Source organism: Pseudomonas sp. DrBHI1, from assembly GCF_002205115.1.
Classification (GTDB): domain Bacteria; phylum Pseudomonadota; class Gammaproteobacteria; order Pseudomonadales; family Pseudomonadaceae; genus Aquipseudomonas; species Aquipseudomonas mosselii.
Genome location: NZ_NIBE01000052.1, coordinates 23,492 through 44,773 on the forward strand (window position 1 = coordinate 23,492; position 21,282 = coordinate 44,773).

Sequence of the window (21,282 nt, forward strand, 5' to 3'; positions counted from 1 at the left end):
CGGTCCTGTCAGTCGGCGGCGCCGAAGTCATAGTGCAAGTCGTTGTCACGACGGCTGATGCTGACGCTGGCCAGCGGCTTGCCCTCGAGCAGGCGGGTCAGGAACTCGCGGCTCATGTCCGGCAGCAGGCCGTTGGTGAGGATGGCGTCGATCATGCGGCCTCCGCTTTCGGTCTCGGTGCAGCGCGAGACGATCAGCTCGACCACGCCGTCGTCGTAGGCGAAGCCGACCTTGTGGGTGCCTTCCACGCGCTTGCGGATGCGCTCCAGCTGCAGGCGGGTGATGGCCTTGAGCATGGCGTCGCTGAGTGGGTAGTAGGGGATGGTCACCAGGCGGCCGAGCAGCGCCGGCGGGAAGATCTCCAGCAGCGGCTTGCGCAGCGAGGTGGCCACGGCCTCCGGGTCGGGCAGGGCCTGTGGGTCCTTGCAGATGTTGGCGATCAGCTCGGTGCCAGCGTTGGTGGTGAGCAGGATCAGGGTGTTGCGAAAATCGATCTGGCGGCCTTCGCCGTCTTCCATCACGCCCTTGTCGAACACCTGGAAGAAGATCTCGTGCACGTCGGGGTGGGCTTTCTCCACCTCGTCCAGCAGCACCACGCTGTACGGGCGACGGCGCACCGCCTCGGTCAGCACGCCGCCCTCGCCGTAGCCGACATAGCCGGGTGGGGCGCCCTTGAGGGTGGAGACGGTGTGGGCCTCCTGGAACTCGCTCATGTTGATGGTGATCAGGTTCTGCTCGCCGCCGTACATGGCCTCGGCCAGGGCCAGCGCGGTCTCGGTCTTGCCCACCCCGGAGGTGCCGGCGAGCATGAACACGCCGATGGGCTTGTTCGGGTTGTCGAGGCCGGCGCGGGAGGTCTGGATGCGCTTGGCGATCATCTTCAGCGCGTGGTCCTGGCCGATGATGCGCTTGGCCAGGTGGCTGTCGAGGTTGAGCACGGTCTCGATCTCGTTGCGCGCCATGCGGCCCACCGGGATGCCGGTCCAGTCGGCGACCACCGAGGCCACCGCCTGGTAGTCCACGGTCGGCAGGATCAGCGGGCTCTCGCCTTGCAGCTGGCTCAGACGCTGCTGCAGGTCGACGAGTTTTTCGCGCAGTTCATGGCTGCCCTGCACGTCCACTTCCTGATCGACCACGCCGACCTGTTCACGTAGTTGCGCGCGGGTGGCCAGCAGCTCGTCAACCAGGGCTTTCTCCTCCGCCCAGCGGCTTTCCAAGGCGGCCAGGCGCTCGCGCTCCTCGGCCAGCAGGCTGTCGGCCTGGGCTTGGCGCTGCTCGGTGCTGACGCCGATGGCGGCTTCGCGGGCAATGATCTGCAGTTCCACCTCCAGCGCCTCGATGCGCCGGCGGCTGTCGTCCACCTCGGCCGGCACCGCGTGCAGGCTGATGGCGACGCGGGCGCAGGCGGTGTCGAGCAGGCTCACCGACTTGTCCGGCAGCTGGCGTGCCGGAATGTAGCGGTGCGACAGCCTCACGGCGGCTTCCAGCGCTTCGTCGAGGATCTGCACCTGATGGTGCTTCTCCATGGTCGAGGCCACGCCGCGCATCATCAGCAGCGCCTTGGCTTCGCTTGGCTCGTCCACCTGGACCACCTGGAAACGCCGGGTCAAGGCCGGGTCCTTCTCGATATGCTTTTTGTATTCGGCCCAGGTGGTCGCGGCCACGGTGCGCAGGCTGCCACGGGCCAGGGCCGGCTTGAGCAGATTGGCGGCATCACCGGTGCCGGCCGCGCCGCCGGCACCGACCAGGGTATGGGCTTCGTCGATGAACAGGATGATCGGCTTGGGCGAGGCCTGCACGTCCTCGATCACCTGGCGCAGGCGCTGTTCGAACTCGCCCTTCATGCTGGCGCCGGCCTGCAGCAGGCCGACGTCCAGGCTGCGCAGTTCGACGTCCTTGAGTGCCGGCGGCACGTCGCCGGCGACGATGCGCAGGGCGAAGCCTTCGACCACCGCGGTCTTGCCGACGCCGGCCTCGCCGGTGAGGATCGGGTTGTTCTGGCGGCGGCGCATGAGGATGTCGACCAGCTGGCGGATCTCCTCGTCACGGCCGACGATGGGGTCGAGCTTGCCGCTGCGGGCCTGCTCGGTGAGGTCGACGGTGAAGCGCTTGAGCGCTTCCTGCTTGCCCATCGCCGCCGGGGCCACGGCGCCGCTGGCCTCGCCCGGCGCCGCGGCGCTGAAGCCGTCGCTGGCGGCCAGGTTGTTTTCCGGCGAGTCGCCGACGTACTCGTCGAAACGCTCGCTCAGCGCCTCGACCTTCAGTTTGGCGAACTCGCTGGACAGCCCCAGCAGCGCATTGCGCAGGCTCGGGGTCTTGAGGATGCCGACCAGCAGGTAGCCGGTGCGCACCTGGCTTTCGCCGAACATCAGGCTGCCGTAGACCCAGCCGCGCTCGACGGCCTCTTCCACCTGGGAGGACAGGTCGGTGATCGAGGTCGAGCCCCGTGGCAGGCGGTCCAGGGCATCGGTCAGGTCGCGGGCCAGGCGTGCCGGCTCGACGTTGAACTGGCGGATGATGCGGTGCAGGTCGCTGTCCTGCAGCTGCAGCAATTGGTGCAGCCAGTGCGCCAGCTCGACATAGGGGTTGCCCCGCAGCTTGCAGAACACCGTGGCGGCCTCGATGGCCTTGTAGGCGACGCTGTTGAGTTTGCCGAACAGCGCGGCGCGGCTGATTTCACCCATGGTCCTGACTCCTTGTGAGGGGCGCGGCGACCGGCTGGTCGGCGTAGTACCGGGCCAGCTTCAGGTCGCGTGCATCGTGCGAGGGGCGGCCGAGCCAGGTGTCGAACCCCAGGCGCTGACCGGCATTGAGTTGCAGCGCGGGCACCTGGCCCTGCGCGAGGATGAGGTTGAGGTCCCAGTCCAGTTCCTGGCCCAGGTACTCGGCGACCCAGGCCGCCAGCTCGACGAACGCCTGCCCACCGGGGAGCAGCGCGTGGTACTGGTCGAGGGTCAGCGGGCCCAGGCACAGGCGGAACTTGTGCTGGCGGTCCCAGACGTAGCGGCCCAGGCACAGGTCCATGCCCAGGCGGTTGGCGCGCACGCCGAGCTGGCTGCGCTCGGGCAGCTCCAGCCACTGGCCGACGTACTCCTCGAGCTGCACCGGCACGCCGAAATAGCTCGACAGGATGCTGCACAGGCCGTCCGGGTAGCGGGTCTGCGCCGCCAGGTGGCCGGACCAGTGCAGCTTGGCGGTGTCGGCCAGCGGCCCCTGGTCTTGCAGTTCCGGCTGGCCGCGGCCGCTGAGGGCGGCCAGGCGCGCGGCCCAGTAGTCGTCACCGGGGCGGTCGTGGCTGACGGTCGGCCGGGCCTCGGCCCAGGCGCGGTAGAACAGGCTCAGCAAGCGGTGGTGGAAGATGTCGAGGAAGCGTTTGCTGGTCGGGTCGGCGTGGTTGCGCTGGCGTTCGCGCATGTACTCGGTCAGGTGCAGCGGCAGCGGGCCGTTGGGGCCGCCGAGGCCGAAGAAGAACTGCTCCAGGCGCGCCGGCTGATCGTCGTTGGCCGTGACCGAGGCCAGCGTCGCCGGGGCGAAGCCGCAGTCCAGGCGCTGCCCCAGGCGCACCGGCTCGTCGGCCAGGCGCAGCGAATGGCCGAAGCGCGGCAGCTCGGGGTTTTCCGCCTCGAGGCGGCGCAGCGCCTGGAAGAAGTCGTACTCCCAGGGCTGCGCCTGCATGGCCTGTAGCGTGCTCACAGGGTCGGCCTGCGCCCGGGCTTGGCGTTCCAGCGCATGATCTCGCCACGTTCGCTGGTGCGCAGCACGGTTTCGGTGAAACTGTTGATCGACACGTAGCGGGTCAGGAAGCGCTCGAACACCGCGCCCAGGAGGAACACGCCGGTGCCGCGGAAGGCGTTTTCGTCGAACGTCAGGGTGATCTCCAGGCCGCGTCCGAAGACGATCGGCCCGGGCATCGGCAGGCGCCGGGTGCAGGGCTTGCAACTGACCTCGCGCAGGCCGTCGATCTGCAGTTGCAGGGCACTGTCCTGCTGGTCGCCGTACAGGCGCAGCAGTTCGCGCAGGGCGGCGGCGCCCTGGCCCTGTTCGGCCAGGGACAGGTAGTTCAGCGACAGTTGGCTGATCAGGCGCCAGGCCCGGTTGTCGTGGGCATGGCTGGCCTTCGGTCGGCTGGGGCCGGCCAGGCAGCGCACGGCGGACACCGGGGCGCTGTCGGCCAGGCTGAAGTCGCTGCGGCCGTCGCCGACGTTCATGAACAGCGGCAGGTCGCGGTTGCTGCACAGCGCGCTGATGCCCAGCTGGCGCAGGTCGTGGCGGTACGGTGCCTGGTGGCCGTCGACCAGGCTGACGAAGGTCTCGCTGCCCATGTAGCTGGAGCGCGTGCCGTTGCGTCGCTGCTCGCTGGACAGCACCCGAGGCTCGCGACGGACGATGTAGTAGGCCTGGTCACGGCCGTAGCGCGACGGGTCGCGCACGGCGTAGAACGGCAAAAACGCCTGGTCCGGCCCGGTGCCGTGGCCGGCGACCTGCTGCAGCGAGTGGATCTCGAAATCAGTGGGCCGGGTGCGGTCGGCGATCACATGGTGCTCGTGGACCCGGTCGGTCAGGTGGATGCGGTCGACCCGGCGCGGGAACAGGTTGATCGCCGGGGTGCAGAACGGCACGAACTGCGCGCTGCCCACGCTGCTCTCCAGCGTGGGGTCGAAGCGCTCGAACAGGACCAGCAGCTCCAGTTCCTGGCCGTCGCAACGTTTGACCGCGCGCTCCAGCCCGGCGAAATCGACGAACAGGAAACGCTGCGGCAGGGCGAAGTATTCCTGCAACAGGCGATAGCCCTGGAACGCCTGGGGCACCACCGGCAACGCCGCTTCGCGATCGTCGAAGCCGCACGGCAGCAAGGCCTGCTCGACCGGGATGCGCTCGACCCAGTCGGCCCCCGGCTGGCGCACGAACACCGCGCAGGCGCTGCCCAGCAGTTGCTCGTACAGGCGATAGGGCGTTTCATCGGCGCCATTGAGGTACAGCGGCAGGTGCGTCAGCGGCAGGCTGTTGAACGGGATTTCCGCGCCGCTGCGCAAGGTCAGGCGCAGGCCGGCACGGGCCTTCGGCTCGCTGGCGGCCAGGCGCCCGAGCACGGCGCCGGGGTTGCCGAAGTATTCGGCGCGGGCCACCTGCAGCGGCCACAGGGTGACGTCCTGGGTGCTGCGGAATTCGCACGGCGTCTGCGAGTTGCGGCCGAGGTTGGCGCGCAGCACGCTGTCGCGGGGCAGCTGGAAACCGGCGGCCAGCGAGCCCTCGTCGGGGTCGGTCTGCAGTTGCACCACGGTCATCGACGGGGTCGGCGCCAGGTAATGCGGGTAGGCGATTTCCAGCAGGTTGTGGGTGAAGGTCGGGTACTCGGCGTCGAGCTTGAGCTGCACCCGCGCGGTGAGGTAGGCGAAGCCTTCCAGCAGGCGCTCGACATAGGGGTCGGCGCATTCGATCCCGGACAGCGTCAGGCGCCCGGCGATCTTCGGGTATTCCTTGGCGAACTCGGCGGCACCCTCGCGGATATGCTGCAGTTCCTGGTTGTACAGTTCGAGCAGGCGCGGGTTCATGCGCGTCTCCGGCGGTCGGCGGGGGCCACGCGCACGTGCCCGGACTCCAGGTCCACGTCGGTCTGCAACAGCAGCGGCAGGGCCGCCGGCTGGGCCCACAGGTCGCCTTCGATTTCGAAGCTCAGGGCGTTGGCGTTCATCTCGCCGGGGGCGGCCTGGGCGCGCACCTTCAGGGTATGGGCAAGGATGCGCGGCTCGTAGGTGGCGATGGCCTGGTGGATGATACGTTCGAGCGCGTTGAGGTCGATGTTCGACGCGCTGTTGCCGGCCAGGGCCGGCAGGCCGTAGTTGATCACCGAGGCGCCTGCCGGGGAATTCAGCGTGGCGCCGGTGTCGAGCAGCGAGGTGGTGTTGAGCAGCCAGGCCAGGTCGCGCAGCACCGAGGCCTTGAGCTGCTGCAGGCTGAGCACGCGCTTGTCGGGGGCTTCCTGCGGGTTGCCCGGCTCGTCGTCGGTCAGGCGATCCAGCAGCGAGGGCTGCAGGCGGTCGCGGGTGGCGATCTCGGCTACCACTGGAACATCCCTGTGAACATTTTCTGGTCTTCGAAGCCGGTGTCGCAGGACGCGCTCGGCGTGGGCGTTGAGGCTTCCAGGCCGGCCGGGGTCAGGCGCACGGCGCGCGAGGTTTTCAGGCATTCGCCCTTGAGCGTCGGGTGGGGTTGCACGTGGGTCACCAGCACGATCGGCACGCCGTCGAACTGCTCGACCCGGGCCTTGCCGGCGCGGTCGGGGCTCAGGCCGCAGGGCCATGGCATGTCCAGCGCCAGGCGTTGTTCGCCGCGATCGAGCACGCACTGGCCGGCGTTATCGGTCAGCTTCACGGTCTGCCCGCCCAGGTTCGCCTGGCTCAGCAGTTCGGCGTCGGCGCAGGCGCTCAGGGCCAGCAGCAAGGCACCGACCAGGGCCACGCGCTTCATGTCAGCTCCCAGAACCAGACCTGTTTCGACTGGTAGTTCTGATCGGAGAAGCCCTTGGTCAGGCCGCGGTTCCACAGGTCGATATGGTCGCCCGTGCGGTTTTCCTGGCTTTGCCCGGTGCGGGCGAAGCAGTCCTTGTAGAAGATGATCCCGGTCTTGGCTTTGAGCTTGTCGCGCTCCTGGGCGCTGCCGCCGATGCGCTGCGGGCGTCCCAGCTGGCGCTCCAGCCAGTTGGCCAGGGATTCGGCGCCACGGGCATGGCCATGGGCGCACTTGGGTTCGGTATAAGTCGATTTGTTGCCCTTGAGGCTCATCTCGCCGTTGAGCGCGATGCTCATGCGGATGGCGCACTGATTGTCCCACGGGCCATCGCAGGGCGAGGACACCTTCGGATAGGCATTCCACAAGTTGATGAAAGAAGGCTTGGCCATGATGTTCACCGTGGGCGGGTGAGGCGTGGGGAAGAGCCCCCGCGCCGCCTGGGGCGGCACGGGCGCGGTCGGTCAGATCTTGACGTTGGAGCGGATGTTCCAGCCGTACTTGATCGGGCCGCCTTCCTTGGTGCCGTCGGCCTTCTGCGGCTGATAGTCGACGGTGACCTTGGCGAAGTTCAGGGTCACGTTCTCGGTCAGGCGGTCGTCGCTGCCCGAGCCGCCGGTGCTCAGCGAGCTGACGATCACCTCTTCGAGGTTGATGATCAGGTACTCGACCTGGCTTTCACCGCCGGCCTTGCGCACGGTCAGCTTGACCTTGTCGATGTGCTTGCCGCTGGAGCAGTGGGCCATCAGGTTGGGGCTGGACTTGTCGATGTACTTGGTGATCGACAGGTCCTGGATGTTGACCTTGCCCGAACCGCCGCCGCTGCCCATGTGCATGTTGCCGGACTGGGACATGCCCCAGCTCCAGTTCAGGACGTCGATTTCGTCCTTGTGGGCCTTGTCGTGGGACTCGCCCTTGATGTCGCCGATCTTGATGAAAATATCTACAGCCATGATGTCCTCGGGATTTCGCGTCGGTTAGCGGTAGTAGTGGCTAATCGCGGGCAAGCCCTCTCCCACTGTGGGAGCGGGCTTGCCCGCGATGATCAGGCCCCTTTGGCCGAAGGCAGCTTCGACACCAGGCGCAGCGACACGGTCAGCCCTTCGAGCTGGTAGTGCGGGCGCAGGTAGAAGCGCGAGTTGTAGTAACCCGGGTTGCCTTCGACTTCCTCGACCACCACCTCGGCGGCCGCCAGCGGGTGCTGGGCCTTGGTGGTCTCGGTGGAGTGCGCCGGGTCGCCGTCGACGTAGTTGAGGATCCAGTCCTGCAGCCAGCGCTGCATCTCGTCCTTTTCCTTGAACGAGCCGATCTTGTCGCGAACGATGCACTTCAGGTAATGGGCGAAGCGGCAGGTGGCGAACAGGTACGGCAGGCGCGCGGCCAGGTTGGCGTTGGCGGTGGCGTCCGGGTCGTCGTATTCGGCCGGCTTCTGCAGCGACTGCGCACCGATGAAGGCGGCGAAGTCGGTGTTCTTCTTGTGCAGCAGCGGCATGAAGCCGTTCTTGGCCAGCTCCGCCTCGCGGCGATCGGAGATGGCGATCTCGGTCGGGCACTTCATGTCCACGCCACCGTCGTCGGTGGGGAAGGTGTGCGCCGGCAGGCCTTCGACTTCGCCGCCGGATTCCACGCCGCGGATGCGCGAGCACCAGCCGTAGTACTTGAACGAGCGGTTGATGTTCACCGCCATGGCATAGGCGGCGTTGGCCCAGGTGTACTTGCTGCTGTCGGCGCCGTCGGTGTCTTCCTCGAAGGCGAACGCTTCCACCGGGTCGGTCTTGGCGCCGTAGGGCAGGCGCGCCAGGAAGCGCGGCATGGTCAGGCCGATGTAGCGCGAGTCTTCCGATTCACGCAGCGAACGCCAGCCGGCGTATTCCGGGGTGGTGAAGATCTTGGTCAGGTCGCGCGGGTTGGACAGCTCCTGCCACGAGCCCATGCCCATCACCGTCGGCGAAGCGGCGGAGATGAATGGCGCGTGCATCGAGGCGCAAACTTTGGATACCTCGCCCAGTAGCTCGACATCGGGTGGCGACTGGTCGAAGTAGTAGTCGCCCACCAGGCAGCCGTAGGGTTCGCCACCGAACTGGCCGTATTCCTCTTCGTAGAGCTTCTTGAAGATCGGGCTCTGGTCCCAGGCGGTGCCCTTGAACTTTTTCAGGGTCTTGTGCAGGTCGTTCTTCGAGATGTTGAGCACGCGGATCTTCAGCTGCTCGTCGCTCTCGGTGTTGTTGACCAGATAGTGCAAGCCGCGCCAGGCGCTTTCCAGCTTCTGGAAGTCATCGTGGTGGATGATCTGGTTGACCTGGGCGGTGAGCTTGGCGTCGATGGCGGCGATGATCTGCTCGATCGAACCGATGGCATCGTTGGACACCAGGCTGGTCTGCGCCAGGGCCTGTTCGGCGAGGGTGCGCACGGCGCTCTCGACGGCTTCCTTGGCCCGCTCGGTCTTGGGCTTGAATTCCTGCAGCAGCAGGCTGGCGAACTCGCTCGGGTCCTGGGTGGCCGCCTGGGGGGCCTGGCTGTCGCGCAACGGATCGTTCATGGTCGGTCTCCTCAGGCCTTCGGCTCGGTGTCGGCAGGTTTCGGCGCGCTGGCCAGGGCCTGGAGCAGGGCCGGGTCCTTGATGGCCTTGAGGATGATGTCCTCGGCGCCGGTCTTGCCGTCCATGTAGGTCAGCAGGTTGGCCAGCTGGGTGCGGGCCTCGAGCAGCTGGTTCAGGGCATCGACCTTGCGCGCCACGGCGGCGGGGCTGAAGTCGTCCATGCTCTCGAAGGTGATGTCCAGGCTCAGGTTGCCTTCACCGGTCAGCTCGTTGGGCACATTGAACGCCACGCGGGGCTTCATGGCCTTCAGGCGCGAGTCGAAGTTGTCGACGTCGATCTCCAGGAACTTGCGGTCGGCCACGGCCGGCAGCGGCTCGGCGGGCTTGCCGGCGAGGTCCGAGAGCACGCCCATGACGAAGGGCAGCTGGACCTTCTTCTCGGCGCCGTACAGCTCGACGTCATATTCGATCTGTACCCGCGGCGCACGGTTGCGCGCGATGAATTTCTGGGAGCTGTCTTTCGCCACGTTGTTCCTCCTGGTCGCCGGTACGGCGGCTCTGCTTGTTGCGGGCGTCGGTGTTTAGGCGGCCGGAACGACGTCAGTCGTGTTCCGGACCACGCAGGTTCTCGAATTGCGACATGCCATCGGGGATCAGGTCGCGGACGATGGTCGCGAAGTCGGCATTGACCAGGTTCTTCGCCCGGCGCAGCAGCACCGGCAGCGGGCTGGAGGGCTCGTGGCGGGCGTAGTACTGGAGCAGGCGCTCGAGGCTCTGCAGCACGTCGTCGCGGCTGTTCACCTCGCCGGGGCGTGCTGCGGGGCGTGGCGCGGCGACGGGCTGTGGGTTGTCATGGGCGCCGGGCGCTGTCGCTTCGTCCAGGCTCGCGCTGACGGGCGCCGAGCCTTCCGGGCTGTAGTCGGCCAGCACCTGCTGCACCTGACGCAGCGGCTGGCGCAGGGCGGATAGGTCGACGCCGCTGGCCGAACCGACCTGGTCGTTGACCCGGTTCTCGATAGTGTCCAGGGCTTCGCGGGCCAGCTGTAGGGCCTGGCGGCATTGCGCAAGCTGCTCGGAGTCGGCGTCGCGCAGGGCGGCGGCCAGTTCCTCGGCGCTCAACTGCTCACTGGCGAAGTGCTGCACGCCTGCCGCATGCAGGGCGGCGCGCAGGGTGACCGGGCCGAAGGCGCGCGAACGCACAAGCACGGCGTCGCGCAGCAGGGCGATGTTGGTATCGCAGGTGAGGCCGGCCAGGGCGTTGACGCGCACGGTGGGGTCGTTGTCGTCGGCAGCATCCAGTTGCGGGTGCAGGTGCAACCAGTATTCGCCCAGCAGGTCGCGGATCAGTTCAAGACTCGCGGCCAGGCCCGGCAAGCCGTGCAGGGCCAGGTTGGCCTGAACCAGGAAATGGGTGATGCGCAGATCCTTGCTGCGTTGCAGCAGGCCGGTGCAGGCCTGTTCGATGTCACGCCACTGCGGCGGCTCGGCCGGCTGCACGGCGTCGCCCATCACGCGCTCGGGGCGCCCCTGGGCATCACGTTCCAGTTGCAGGAAATCGGCATCGTATTCGAGGTCGTCGCCGCACGGGAAGTCTGCGGAAACAGCGGCGAGCAGCTGCGGTGAGTTCACCAGAAATCGATCTCCATATCGGCCCTTGGTGAGGGCTTTGTTCGCGACAAGTTGCAAATGTGAAGTGGCGCACAAACTTGTCAAAGAATGCGAAGTTGATATCACTGTGATATCACTTTGGCACTCTTAAGTTGCGCATTTATGGTTTATTTCCAAATTGCTGTCAAGGTAAGCTACGCGCCGCGAAGGGTGACTGTGAACCAGTTGGCAGGTAGTCGTGTCCATTGGTCAGGTGCCATCAAAGTGCCTTGCCGATAGGGTTTAATACGACCTTTCCGGGAAGCGAATTTCGGTGTGATGCCCAGTATTTACAAGGGTTTAGCCGGAAAGCGGGGTCGGGCTCGCGAATCCACTCAAATGGATGTGTGAGTGTTTCATATATATGCAAGGAGGCGTGATGGCACTTTGCCTGACCATTACCAGTTATCACAAGATAACCCCTGGGCAATGCCCGGAGAAGTTGCTGGAAAACGGTGCCATCAGCGTAGGTCGTGCGGCGGATAATGACTGGGTACTGCCCGATCCCGAACGCCTAGTTTCTTCGAAACATTGTGTGATCCAGTTCAAGGACGGCCGCTACTACTTGACCGATAACAGCACCAACGGCGTGGAACTGGTGCATGCCGGTATTCGCCTGCGTCGCGGTAACAGCGAACCGTTGATGGACGGTGAAGTTATTCGAATTGGCGATTACGAGATCCAGGCGCGCATCGATGCCGGCCTGTCGATCCCGGTTGCCGGGCAGCCGCAGGCCCATAGTTTCGAAGCCTTGATGGCCAACCAGGCGGCCGCCCCGAGCGCGCCCATCGTCGGCGCGCCGGCCGCGTTTCTGCAGGGGGCCTCGAGCCACGACACCCTGCCGGACCTGTTCGACTTTCTCGGCCCTTCCAGCGTGCCGCCGGCCAGCCAGCCGGATCATGTCCCCGCCCAGCAGCATGACTTTCGCCCACCCACGCCAGTGGCGCCGCCGCCCGCGCCGGTGCCGGCCGCCATGCCCGCCGCGCCGGGCATGATCCCCGACGACTGGAACCTGCTCGACGAAACGCCCGCCGTTGCTCCCCAGCCTGCGCCTGTCATCGCGCCGCCCCTGCCAGAGCCGGTAGCGCAGGTGGCACCGGTCGTCACGCCTGCGCCGCCCACTGCCGTGTCGGCACCTGCGCCTGGCCCGGCTGACGCCAGCGATGCGTTGCTGCAGGCCTTCCTGCGTGGCGCAGGTATCGAGCACCTGCGCATTGATGCGGCCGATGCCGCCGCGCAGATGGAGGCGGTCGGGCGTAGCTACCGCCTGATGGTCGAAGGCCTGATCGATGTGCTGCGCGCGCGCAGCAGCCTGAAGGGCGAGTTCCGCATGCAGCAGACCACCATCGCCCCGGTGCGCAACAACCCGCTGAAATTCGCCCCCAACGCCGACGAAGCGCTGCTGTTGCTGCTGCGCGAGGGCAACCAGGCGTTCATGGCCCCGGACCAGGCGGTGCGCGACAGTTTCGACGACCTGCGCGCCCACCAGCTGGCGGTGATGGCGGGTGTCGAGGCGGCCATCAAGCACTTGCTCAAACGCTTCGAACCCGCTCGCCTGGAGCAGCGCCTGGCGCCCGCCGCCGGGCTGGCCAAGCTGTTCGGCGGCTCGCGCCAGGCCCACTGCTGGCAGCAGTTCACCGAGCTCTATAGCCAGATTTCCCGGGAAGCCGAAGACGACTTCCAGGACCTGTTCGGCCGCGAGTTCAGCCGCGCCTACGAGGCCCATAGCCAACGCATGCAACGCTCCTGAGGCCAACGCCCGGAGCACAGGAAGAACACAGAACGTCATGAGGACGAGGATGAGTGCAACGAGACTGATCGCAGCTCTGGCCATGGTGCTGCTCAGTGCCTGCAGCAAGGACAGCCCGGTCGAGCCCGCCGTTACCGACGCGGCGCCGCCGGCCACGGGGATCACCCTGTACTTCAGCGCCGCGGCCGGGCTCAACCCCGGCGCCAGCGGCACGCCCGCGCCGGTGCGGGTGCGCATCTACGAGTTGAAGAACAGCGCCGCCTTCGCCCGCGCCGACTATTTCGCATTGGCAGAACGCGCCCAGGCGACCCTGGCCGCCGACCTGATCGACCAGGACGAGGTCCTGCTCCAGCCGGGCGAGCAACTGCGCCTTGAGCGTCCGCTCGACCCGGCCACGCGCCAGGTCGGCCTGGTGGTGGGCTACCGCGAGGTTGACCAGGCCCAGTGGCGCAGCGTGCTGCCGGTGCCGCCCCGCGACTATCAGATCAGCCTCGATGTGCGCGCCGTGCGCAGCGCCGTGGCCACCCCACAACCTGAGCCTGTCCGCTAGGCAATCGGAGAACCCATGTCCTGGAACAATCGCGTGGTCTGGTCGGAAGGGATGTTCATCACCACCCAGCACTTCCAGCAACACGACCGCTACCTGGAGAACTTCGTCGATGCTCGCAGCCGGCCGCTCCACGCCGCCGCCTGGGGCTTTTCCGAGCTGCTGGTCGACCAAGGCCTGCTGGCCCAGGGCAAGCTGGCGATCCTCAGCGCCCGTGGCCTGCTGCCGGACGGTACGCCGTTCGACATCCCGCGTGACGACCTGCCGCCCGCGCCGCTGGAGATACCCGATGACCTGCGCAATGGCGTGATCTACCTGGGCCTGCCGCTCAAGCGCGCCGGTGCCCGCGATACCGTCGACGACGGTGAAGCGCCTGACGGTGCGCGCTATGTCAGCCGTATCAGTGAGGTCCGCGACGACAACGCCCCGTTCGAGAACCGCGCGCCGTTGGCCCTGGGCAGCCGCGCCCTGCGCCTGCTGCGCGCCGAGGACGGCCTGAGCGACTATGCCGCGTTGGGTGTGGTGCGCATCCGGGAAAAGCGCGCCGACCGCGCCCTGGTGCTGGATGACGGCTACATCCCGCCGCTGCTCGACGTAACCGCCAGCAACCTGCTGTCGGGGTTCCGTGGCGAGCTGCTCGGCCTGCTGCACCAGCGCGGCGAGGCCCTGGCCGGGCGCGTGGTGGCCTCGGCCAACGGCGGTGCCTCGGAGATCGCCGATTTCATGCTGCTGCAACTGGTCAACCGCGCCCAACCGCTGGTCGAGCACCTTAACCAACTGACGCCGCTGCACCCCGAGCGGTTGTACAGCGAGCTGGTGGCCCTGGCCGGCGAGTTCGCCACCTTCACCCGCGAAGGTCGTCGCCCCGAGGCATACCCGGTGTATCAACACGACGACCTGGCGGCCACCTTTGCACCCGTGCTGGCCGCCCTGCGCGAGGCCCTGTCGATGCTGATCGACAGCAAGGCCGTGGCCATCCCGCTGGTCGAGAAGGCCTACGGCATCCATGTCGGCATGCTGGCCGACCGCAGCCTGCTCGACAGCGCCAGCTTCGTCCTGGTAGTGCGCGCCGATGTGCCCAGCGAGACCCTGCGCAGCCGCTTCGGCCAGCAAAGCAAGATCGGCGCGGTGGAGCACATCCGCGACCTGGTCAACCTGCAGTTGCCGGGCATCGGCCTGTTGCCGCTGCCGGTGGCGCCACGGCAGATTCCGTTCCATGCCGGCTCCACCTATTTCGAGCTCGACCGAGGCAGCGAACACTGGAAGCAGCTGCAGCATTCCGGTGGTTTCGCCTTCTACGTCGCCGGCGAGTTCCCCGGCCTGAACCTGGCCTTCTGGGCCATTCGAGGATAAGCCGCGATGCAATCGGACGATCCGTTGGCCAATGACCGCACTCAGTTCATGCCGCGCCCCGGTGGCCGTGGCCCGCAGCCGGCAACGCCAGCATCGGCGCCGCCAGCGCCGCCACTGAACGTGCCGGCCGAACCACTGGCGCCGGGCCAGGCGGTGGGCTTGAACCCGCTGGAGCAGGCGGCCGGCCCGCTGCTGGCGTTGCTCACCCGCTTGCGCAACACCATCGCCCACCCGGCACCTGCCAGCCTGCGAGCGCAGCTGCTGGCCTACCTGCGTCAGTTCGAGGAGCGCGCCGAGGCCGCCGGGGTCGCGCGCAACGAGGTGCTGCTGGCGCGCTACGCCCTGTGCACCGCGCTCGACGAGGCCGTGCTCAGCACGCCGTGGGGCAGCGCCAGCGACTGGGGCAAGCAGAGCCTGCTGATCACCGTGCACAACGAGGCCTGGGGCGGCGAGAAGGTGTTCCAACTGATGGAGCACTGCCTGCAGAGTCCGCGTGAGCGCTTGCACCTGCTGGAGCTGTTGTACCTGTGCACCAGCCTTGGTTTCGAAGGCCGCTACCGGGTGATGAACGGTGGCCGAGCTCAGCTCGAGGCCCTGCGCGAGCGCACCGCCGCGACCATCCGCAGCGCCCGTGGCGATATCGAGCGCGAGCTGTCGCCGCACTGGCGCGGCGTTACCGTGACCCGTGATCGCCTGGCGCAGTTCGTGCCGCCCTGGGTCGGCCTGGCCCTGGCCCTGGCGTTGCTGTTGCTGGTGCTGTTCGGCCTGCGCCTGAAACTGGCCGCCGACGCCGAGCCGGTGTTCCGTGGCATCCATGCCCTGGGCGAGATCCCGGTGCAGGCCATGGACCGTCCGGTGGTGCAGCCCAAACCTGTCGAGCGACCGCGCCTGGCCGGTTTCCTGGCCGAGGACATCAAGGCCGGGCGGGTCGCCGTGGAGGACGCGGTGGACCGCTCGGTGGTGACCATCCGCGGCGACGAGCTGTTCGCCTCGGCCAGCGCCAGCATCAAGGGTGACTTCGAGCCGTTGATGCTGCGCATTGCCGACGCCGTCGCCAAGGTCAAGGGCAACGTCAAAGTCACTGGCCACAGCGACAACCAGCGCATCGCCACGCTGCGTTTCCCGTCCAACTGGGCGTTGTCCCAGGCCCGTGCCGAGGAGGTGAAGAACCTGCTCGCCGCCCGCACCGGCCAGCCTGGGCGTTTCAGTGCCCAGGGCCTGAGCGACACCGAGCCGCTGGCGTCGAACGACAGCGCGCAGGGCCGGGCGAAGAATCGCCGGGTTGAAATCACCGTTCTGGCGGAGGGCGTCGAGTGAAGGCGTTTTTCAGTTTTGTCATTCGCTGGGTGGTCCCGGTGCTGGGCCTGCTCGCCCTCAGCCTGATCATCTGGTTCCTCGGTCCGCTGCTCGATGCGCTGGTGCCGGCCGCGCCGCGCCTGGTGCTGATCGTCCTGCTGTTCGCGGTGTGGATCGCCTACCGCGTGTGGCGCATCGTCCAGGCCCGGCGCCAGGCGGCCAAGGTGATGCAGAGCCTGGCTGCCGAGACCGCGCCGGACCCTGCCGGCGTTGCCACCGCCGAAGAGCTGGCGACCCTGCGCCAGCGCATGGACGAGGCCCTGGTGCTGCTGAAGAAGGCGCGCCTGGGCGGTGACGAGCGACGCAACCTGTACGAATTGCCGTGGTACGTGATCATCGGCCCACCCGGCTCGGGCAAGACCACCGCGCTGGTCAACTCCGGCCTGCACTTCCCGCTGGCGGCGCAGCTGGGTGAGGGCGCCATCCGTGGCGTGGGCGGCACGCGCAACTGCGACTGGTGGTTCACCGACCAGGCCGTGCTGCTGGACACCGCCGGCCGCTACACCACCCAGGACAGCCATGCCCAGGTGGACAAGGCGGCCTGGCTGGGCTTCCTCGACCTGCTCAAGAGCCAGCGTTCACGCCGGCCCATCGATGGCGCCTTCATCGCCATCAGCCTGTCCGACCTGCTGCTGGGCAGCGACGCCGAGCGCGCCGCCCACGCGGCGGCGATCCGCACCCGCATCCAGGAGTTGTACAGCCAGCTGGGCGTGCGTTTCCCGATCTACCTGATGCTGACCAAGCTCGATCTGGTGCCGGGCTTCATGGAGTTCTTCGACAACCTGAGCAAGGAAGAGCGCGCCCAGGTGTGGGGCATGACCTTCCCCCTGGATGACGGCCAGCACGGCGATGGCCCGCTGGCCCAGTTCGGCAGCGAGTTCGCCCTGTTGGAACAGCGCCTCAACCAGCGTTTGGTCGAACGCCTGCAGCAGGAACGCGACCCGGCGCGGCGCGATCTGGTCTACGGCTTCGTCCAGCAGTTCGCTGCCTTGCGCGGCAATCTCAAGACCTTCCTCGACGGCATCTTCAAGCCCAACGCGTTCGAAGCCCGCGCGCTGCTGCGCGGCGTGTACTTCACCAGCGGCACCCAGGAAGGCAGCCCCATCGACCGTCTGATCGGCAGCATGGCCCAGAGCATGGGCCTGGACCGTGCCCACCTGGCGCGGCAGAACGGCACCGGGCGCAGCTACTTCATCGAGAAGCTGTTCAGCGCCGTGGCCTTCGCCGAACGCGGCCTGGTTGGCAGCAACCCCAAGGTCGAGCAGCGGCGCAAGTGGATCGCCCGCGGTGCCCTGGCCCTGAGCGTGGCCCTGGTGTTGGTGGTCGGCACCTTGTGGACCCTGAGCTACCGCGCCAACCAGCAATACATCGCCGAGGTCGACGGCCGCCTCAAGCCACTGGGCAAGAGCGTGCAGGAACTGAGCCCGGCCCAGCGCAACGTGGTCGACGTCCTGCCGTTGCTCAACGGCGTGCGCCGCCTGGCCGAGGATCCACCCGGCTGGGCCGAAGGCCTCGGGTTGTACCAGGGCGACATGCTCGAAGGCGAGTCGGACAGCGTCTACCGCAAGCTGCTGATCGCTATCTTCGCCCCGCGCCTGGTCACCCGCATCGAAGAGCAGCTGTATGCCGGCGGCCCGTCCGACTACCTCTACGAGGGGCTCAAGGCCTACCTGATGCTGGCCGACGGCGAACACTACGACGCCGAGTTCATCAAGGCCTGGGTCACCCTCGACTGGGAACGCAGCCTGCCCCGCGACCTGGCGCCGGACCTGCGCCAGGCTCTGGAGCAGCACCTGGCGGCGCTGTTCGACAAGCGCCCGCCCAATGCCCGTCTCGACCAGCGCCTGATCGACGACACCCGTCGCCAGCTGCAACAGCTGCCGGTGGCCCAGCGCGTCTACGACCGGGTCAAACGCCAGAAACTGCCGACCGGGGTCGGCGACTTCCGGGTCAGCGACGCCGCCGGCCGCGATGCCGCGCTGGTGTTCCGCTTCAAGAATGGCAAGCCGCTGAGCGAGCCGCTGCCGGGCATCTTCACCGTCGAGGGCTACCGCAAGGCATTCCTCGCCGCCAGCCTGGCCCACAGCGAGACCTTGGCCGAGGAGCGCTGGGTGCTGGGCCGCGAGGCCAGCGAATCGGGCGATGCCAAGCGCCTGGCCGACGATGTGCTGCAACTGTACTACCAGGACTACATCCGCCATTGGGATGCGCTGCTGACTGACCTGGACTTCGTGCCGATCACCAGCGTCGGCCAGGCCGCCGATGTGCTGCGGGTGCTGTCCGGGCCGACCTCGCCGATGAAGAAACTGCTGCAGGCGGTCGCCAAGGAGACCAACCTGGCGCAGCCGAGCACCCTCGACAAGGTCCAGGCCAAGGCCGAGCAGGCCGGTGTCGACCAGCTGCGCCAGCGCCTCGGCGGCCTGCTCGGTGATGCGCCGCTGCCCAGCGACAATCCGGCTGCCCGTGAGGTGGACCCGGTGACCGCGCACTTCGCCGAGCTGGCCGCGCTGGTGGAAACCGGCGAAGGACAACCTGCGGCCATCGATGGCCTGCTCACCGACCTCAATGCCCTGTACGTGCAGGTCAGCGCCATGGTCGGCGCCAGCGGTGACGCGCTGTTGGGCGAGGCCAAGAACCAGGCCCAGGCCGCCGCGCAGCGTGTCGCCCTGGGGGCGGCGCGCCAGCCCAAGGTGGTGCAGAACCTGGTGGGGTCGGTGCTTGGGTCGACCCACAACATCGTCATGGGCGGCGTGCGCAACCAGCTCAATGCCGCCTGGACCAGCGAGGTGGTGAACGTCTACCGCCAGTCCCTCAGCGGCCGCTACCCGCTGGTGGCCGGCAGCACGCGGGACGCCACCCTGGAGGACTTCGGCCTGTTCTTCGGCGTCGGCGGGGTGATGGACAACTACTTCCGCAAGTACCTGCAACCCTACGTCAACACCTCGAGCACGCCGTGGAGCTGGCAGCCGGGCGCGGCGCAGAAGCTGGGGATCAACAGCAATGTGCTGTACACCTTCCAGCGCGCGGCGAGCATTCGTGATGCGTTCTTCCGCAACAGCAACGGCGTGCAGCCGGGCGTGCGCTTCGAACTCAAGCCGGTGGCGATGGACGCGACCATCACCCAGTTCCTGCTCGACCTCGATGGCCAGCAGGTCAGCTACGACCACGGTCCGAGCCGGCCGGTGGCGTTGCAGTGGCCGAACCCCAACAGCATCGGCGTGGTGCGCCTGTCGATCTCGCCGCCCTCGGCCACCGGCCGTTCCGGCCTGACCGTGGAAGGCCCCTGGGCCTGGTTCCGCCTGCTCGACCAGTCCGACCTGGTGGCCGGCAGCTCGCCGGAACGCTTCAACCTGCGCCTGCGCGTCGATGGCGCCAGCGTGTCCTACGAGCTGCGTGCCAGCAGCGCTTTCAACCCGTTCCGCAGCCGAGTGCTCAGCGGTTTCAGCCTGCCGGAGCACCTGTGAACGACGTGGGTTTCTACGGAAAACTGGCCAGCCGAGGCGACTTCGTCAGCCGCGGCCTTCCAAACAGCTTCATCCAGCCCTGGGACCAGTGGCTGGCGGCGGGGATGCAGGCCAGCCAGCAGGCGCTGGCCGAGCGATGGCTCGAGGCCTACCTGGTCAGCCCCTTGTGGCGATTCGCCCTGGCGCCGGGGCTGTGCGGGCCCGAGGCGGTCATCGGCGTGCTGATGCCAAGCATCGACCGGGTCGGGCGGTATTTTCCGCTGACCGTGGCCCAGGTGCTGGAGCCGGGGCAGCCATTGGCGCCTGTGGTGGCCGGGGCCGAGGAGTGGTTCGAGGCGGTCGAGGAGGCATTGCTGGCGACGCTTGAACCGAGTGCTGCCTTTGAAGAGTTCGAGGCTGTTTTGCAGCCTTTTCGCGACGCGAGGCCGCTCCTACAGGGACCTCAAGTGACTGTCGGTGGGTTGCAGCGCTTGGATGCGACCACGCCGCAGGGGCGCGCACTGGCCTTGGCCGAATGCGCCTGCGAGGGCATGAGCCTGTGGTGGGGCAGGGGTTCCGAACGTATCGCCCCGGGTCTGATGCGCTGCGCGGGCCTGCCGCGCAGCGAGGACTTCGCCGGGTTTCTCTTGGGTAGCGAGGCGCGCAGCGAATGACCGACCTGCAGTACACCGCGGCCAGCTACAGCCATGTCGGCATGGTGCGCAAGATCAACGAGGATGCCTGCCTGGAGTTGACCTGGGCAGGCCTGTGGGCAGTGGCCGACGGCATGGGCGGCCATGCGGCGGGCGACTATGTCAGCAGCCTGGCCATGGACAGCCTGCGCAGCCTGCCGAGGCTCGACTCGCTCGACGACTTCAGCGGCGAGGTGCGCGACGGCCTGGCCTGGGTCAACGGCATGGTGCGCGAGGAAACCGTGCGCCGTGGCGTGGCGATGATGGGCAGCACCGTGGTGGTGCTGGCGGCGCGTGGCGACCAGGCTATCGGCCTGTGGGCCGGCGACAGTCGTCTGTACCGCTTGCGCGATGGCCGCATCGAGCGCCTCAGCCACGACCACAGCTACGTCCAGGAGCTGCAGGACAGCGGCCTGCTCAGCGAGGCCGAGGCGCGGGTGCATCCGCGCGGCAACATCGTCACCCGCGCCATCGGCGTCGAGGATGACCTCGACCTGCAGGCCGTGGCCCTGCAGGTGCGGCCTGGCGACACCTACCTGCTGTGCAGCGATGGCCTGAACAAGACCGCCGAGGACCACGAGATCGCCGAGGTGCTCGGCCACGCCGACCCCTACGAGGTGGTCCGCAGCCTGGTGCACCTGGGGCTGACCCGGGGCGCGCCGGACAACATCACCGCAGTGGTCGTCAAGGTGAACTGAAGACATCATGGACATGCAGATCCCCGGATTCGATATCGAGCGCGAGCTTGGCCAAGGCGCCATGGCCAGCGTGTACCTCGCCACCCAGCGTTCCCTGCAGCGCAAGGTGGCGCTGAAGATCATGGCGGCGAGCCTGGCCGCCGACCCGACCTTCTGCGAGCGCTTCCTGCGTGAAGGGCGCACCCTGGCGCGGCTGGCGCACCCGAACATCGCCACCATCCACGACATCGGCAATGTCGGCGAGCTGTACTACATGGCCATGGAGTACCTGCCCAGCGGCACGCTCAAGGAGCGCATCGCCGATGGGCTGACGCCCGGGCAGGGCCTCGCCTACGTGCGCCAGATCGCCCAGGCGCTGGGTTATGCCCATGCCGAGGGCCTGGTGCACCGCGACGTCAAGCCGGCCAACATCCTGTTCCGCGCCGACGGCACCGCGGTGCTGTCGGACTTCGGCATCGCCAAGTCGCTGGATGACCGCACCCAGTTCACCCAGGCTGGCTTCGCCGTCGGCACGCCGAGCTACATGAGCCCGGAGCAGGCGCGCGGCATGGAGATCGACGGCCGCGCCGACCTGTATGCGCTGGGCGTGGTGCTCTACGAGATCCTGGTCGGCAAGCTGCCTTATAGCGGCACCGACGCGCTGTCCACGGCGTTGGCGCACCTGACCGAGCCGCTGCCTGAGTTGCCCATCGAGCACGGCCGCTACCAGGACATCCTGCGTGGCCTGCTGGCCAAGGACCCCAATGAGCG

At 67.6% G+C, this 21,282-nt stretch carries 18 protein-coding genes; 8 read left to right on the top strand and 10 right to left on the bottom strand.

Annotated features, from left to right (window positions below; translation table 11 throughout):
- Positions 1–8: 8 nt before the first annotated feature.
- The 10 genes from tssH to tssA form a co-directional block, all read right to left on the bottom strand.
- Entirely contained in the window at positions 9–2,684 is a 2,676-nt protein-coding gene (tssH, locus tag CC207_RS09445; RefSeq protein WP_028689179.1) for a type VI secretion system ATPase TssH, read from the bottom strand.
- The gene (tssG, locus tag CC207_RS09450) at positions 2,677–3,726 is read right to left on the bottom strand and encodes a type VI secretion system baseplate subunit TssG (protein ID WP_051555627.1); all 1,050 of its coding nucleotides are present in this window, start codon (positions 3,724–3,726) and stop codon (positions 2,677–2,679) included. The genes tssH and tssG overlap by 8 nt, the downstream gene beginning before the upstream one ends.
- Positions 3,690–5,552 carry a type VI secretion system baseplate subunit TssF gene (gene tssF, locus CC207_RS09455; protein ID WP_028689177.1) on the bottom strand — a complete coding sequence of 621 codons (1,863 nt, stop codon included), beginning with the start codon at positions 5,550–5,552 and terminating at the stop codon, positions 3,690–3,692. The genes tssG and tssF overlap by 37 nt, the downstream gene beginning before the upstream one ends.
- The gene (gene tssE, locus CC207_RS09460; RefSeq protein ID WP_028689176.1) at positions 5,549–6,064 is read right to left on the bottom strand and encodes a type VI secretion system baseplate subunit TssE; all 516 of its coding nucleotides are present in this window, start codon (positions 6,062–6,064) and stop codon (positions 5,549–5,551) included. Before tssE ends, tssF begins: the two co-directional genes overlap by 4 nt.
- A complete protein-coding gene (locus CC207_RS09465) occupies positions 6,058–6,468 on the bottom strand; it encodes a hypothetical protein (RefSeq protein WP_028689175.1) in 411 nt (136 codons plus the stop codon). The genes tssE and CC207_RS09465 overlap by 7 nt, the downstream gene beginning before the upstream one ends.
- The gene (locus CC207_RS09470; protein ID WP_088852004.1) at positions 6,465–6,899 is read right to left on the bottom strand and encodes a type VI secretion system amidase effector protein Tae4; all 435 of its coding nucleotides are present in this window, start codon (positions 6,897–6,899) and stop codon (positions 6,465–6,467) included. Before CC207_RS09470 ends, CC207_RS09465 begins: the two co-directional genes overlap by 4 nt.
- A gap of 72 nt (positions 6,900–6,971) precedes the next feature.
- The gene (locus CC207_RS09475; protein ID WP_028689173.1) at positions 6,972–7,460 is read right to left on the bottom strand and encodes a type VI secretion system tube protein Hcp; all 489 of its coding nucleotides are present in this window, start codon (positions 7,458–7,460) and stop codon (positions 6,972–6,974) included.
- Between the two features lie 92 nt (positions 7,461–7,552).
- Positions 7,553–9,046 (bottom strand): type VI secretion system contractile sheath large subunit, encoded by a 1,494-nt coding sequence (gene tssC / locus CC207_RS09480; protein ID WP_028689172.1) that lies wholly within the window; start codon positions 9,044–9,046, stop codon positions 7,553–7,555.
- Positions 9,047–9,057: 11 nt separating this feature from the next.
- A complete protein-coding gene (tssB, locus tag CC207_RS09485; protein ID WP_023632506.1) occupies positions 9,058–9,573 on the bottom strand; it encodes a type VI secretion system contractile sheath small subunit in 516 nt (171 codons plus the stop codon).
- A 73-nt stretch (positions 9,574–9,646) separates the two neighbouring features.
- On the bottom strand, positions 9,647–10,675 hold the full coding sequence (tssA, locus tag CC207_RS09490) for a type VI secretion system protein TssA (RefSeq protein WP_088852005.1): 1,029 nt from the start codon (positions 10,673–10,675) through the stop codon (positions 9,647–9,649).
- 397 nt (positions 10,676–11,072) lie between these two features.
- Here tssA and tagH point away from each other — a divergent pair, with 397 nt between their 5' ends.
- The 8 genes from tagH to CC207_RS09530 all read left to right on the top strand — a co-directional run.
- Positions 11,073–12,443, top strand: a complete 1,371-nt coding sequence (tagH, locus tag CC207_RS09495) for a type VI secretion system-associated FHA domain protein TagH (protein WP_062362757.1) — start codon at positions 11,073–11,075, stop codon at positions 12,441–12,443.
- Between the two features lie 49 nt (positions 12,444–12,492).
- Positions 12,493–12,993, top strand: a complete 501-nt coding sequence (tssJ, locus tag CC207_RS09500) for a type VI secretion system lipoprotein TssJ (protein WP_088852006.1) — start codon at positions 12,493–12,495, stop codon at positions 12,991–12,993.
- Positions 12,994–13,008: 15 nt separating this feature from the next.
- Positions 13,009–14,343, top strand: a complete 1,335-nt coding sequence (gene tssK, locus CC207_RS09505) for a type VI secretion system baseplate subunit TssK (protein WP_028689168.1) — start codon at positions 13,009–13,011, stop codon at positions 14,341–14,343.
- 6 nt (positions 14,344–14,349) lie between these two features.
- Positions 14,350–15,660 (top strand): DotU family type VI secretion system protein, encoded by a 1,311-nt coding sequence (locus tag CC207_RS09510; RefSeq protein ID WP_028689167.1) that lies wholly within the window; start codon positions 14,350–14,352, stop codon positions 15,658–15,660.
- Positions 15,657–19,163, top strand: coding sequence for a type VI secretion system membrane subunit TssM (tssM, locus tag CC207_RS09515; RefSeq protein ID WP_088852007.1), 3,507 nt, complete (start codon positions 15,657–15,659; stop codon positions 19,161–19,163). The genes CC207_RS09510 and tssM overlap by 4 nt, the downstream gene beginning before the upstream one ends.
- Positions 19,160–19,816: a type VI secretion system-associated protein TagF gene (gene tagF / locus CC207_RS09520; RefSeq protein ID WP_028689165.1), complete on the top strand. Its 657-nt coding sequence runs from the start codon at positions 19,160–19,162 to the stop codon at positions 19,814–19,816. Before tssM ends, tagF begins: the two co-directional genes overlap by 4 nt.
- The gene (locus tag CC207_RS09525) at positions 19,813–20,532 is read left to right on the top strand and encodes a PP2C family serine/threonine-protein phosphatase (RefSeq protein WP_028689164.1); all 720 of its coding nucleotides are present in this window, start codon (positions 19,813–19,815) and stop codon (positions 20,530–20,532) included. The genes tagF and CC207_RS09525 overlap by 4 nt, the downstream gene beginning before the upstream one ends.
- Positions 20,533–20,539: 7 nt before the next feature.
- Positions 20,540–21,282 (top strand): serine/threonine-protein kinase (locus CC207_RS09530; RefSeq protein ID WP_143496104.1); only part of this gene is annotated, 743 nt, incomplete at its 3' end.

Bases quoted from the DNA above. Each gene is read 5' to 3' on its own strand.
- tssH (WP_028689179.1), bottom strand. From the start codon at position 2,684: ATGGGTGAAATCAGCCGCGCCGCGCTGTTCGGCAAACTCAACAGCGTC.
- tssF (WP_028689177.1), bottom strand. From the start codon at position 5,552: ATGAACCCGCGCCTGCTCGAACTGTACAACCAGGAACTGCAGCATATC.
- CC207_RS09465 (WP_028689175.1), bottom strand. From the start codon at position 6,468: ATGAAGCGCGTGGCCCTGGTCGGTGCCTTGCTGCTGGCCCTGAGCGCC.
- CC207_RS09470 (WP_088852004.1), bottom strand. From the start codon at position 6,899: ATGGCCAAGCCTTCTTTCATCAACTTGTGGAATGCCTATCCGAAGGTG.
- CC207_RS09475 (WP_028689173.1), bottom strand. From the start codon at position 7,460: ATGGCTGTAGATATTTTCATCAAGATCGGCGACATCAAGGGCGAGTCC.
- tssC (WP_028689172.1), bottom strand. From the start codon at position 9,046: ATGAACGATCCGTTGCGCGACAGCCAGGCCCCCCAGGCGGCCACCCAG.
- tagH (WP_062362757.1), top strand. From the start codon at position 11,073: ATGGCACTTTGCCTGACCATTACCAGTTATCACAAGATAACCCCTGGG.
- tssJ (WP_088852006.1), top strand. From the start codon at position 12,493: ATGAGTGCAACGAGACTGATCGCAGCTCTGGCCATGGTGCTGCTCAGT.
- tssK (WP_028689168.1), top strand. From the start codon at position 13,009: ATGTCCTGGAACAATCGCGTGGTCTGGTCGGAAGGGATGTTCATCACC.
- CC207_RS09510 (WP_028689167.1), top strand. From the start codon at position 14,350: ATGCAATCGGACGATCCGTTGGCCAATGACCGCACTCAGTTCATGCCG.
- CC207_RS09525 (WP_028689164.1), top strand. From the start codon at position 19,813: ATGACCGACCTGCAGTACACCGCGGCCAGCTACAGCCATGTCGGCATG.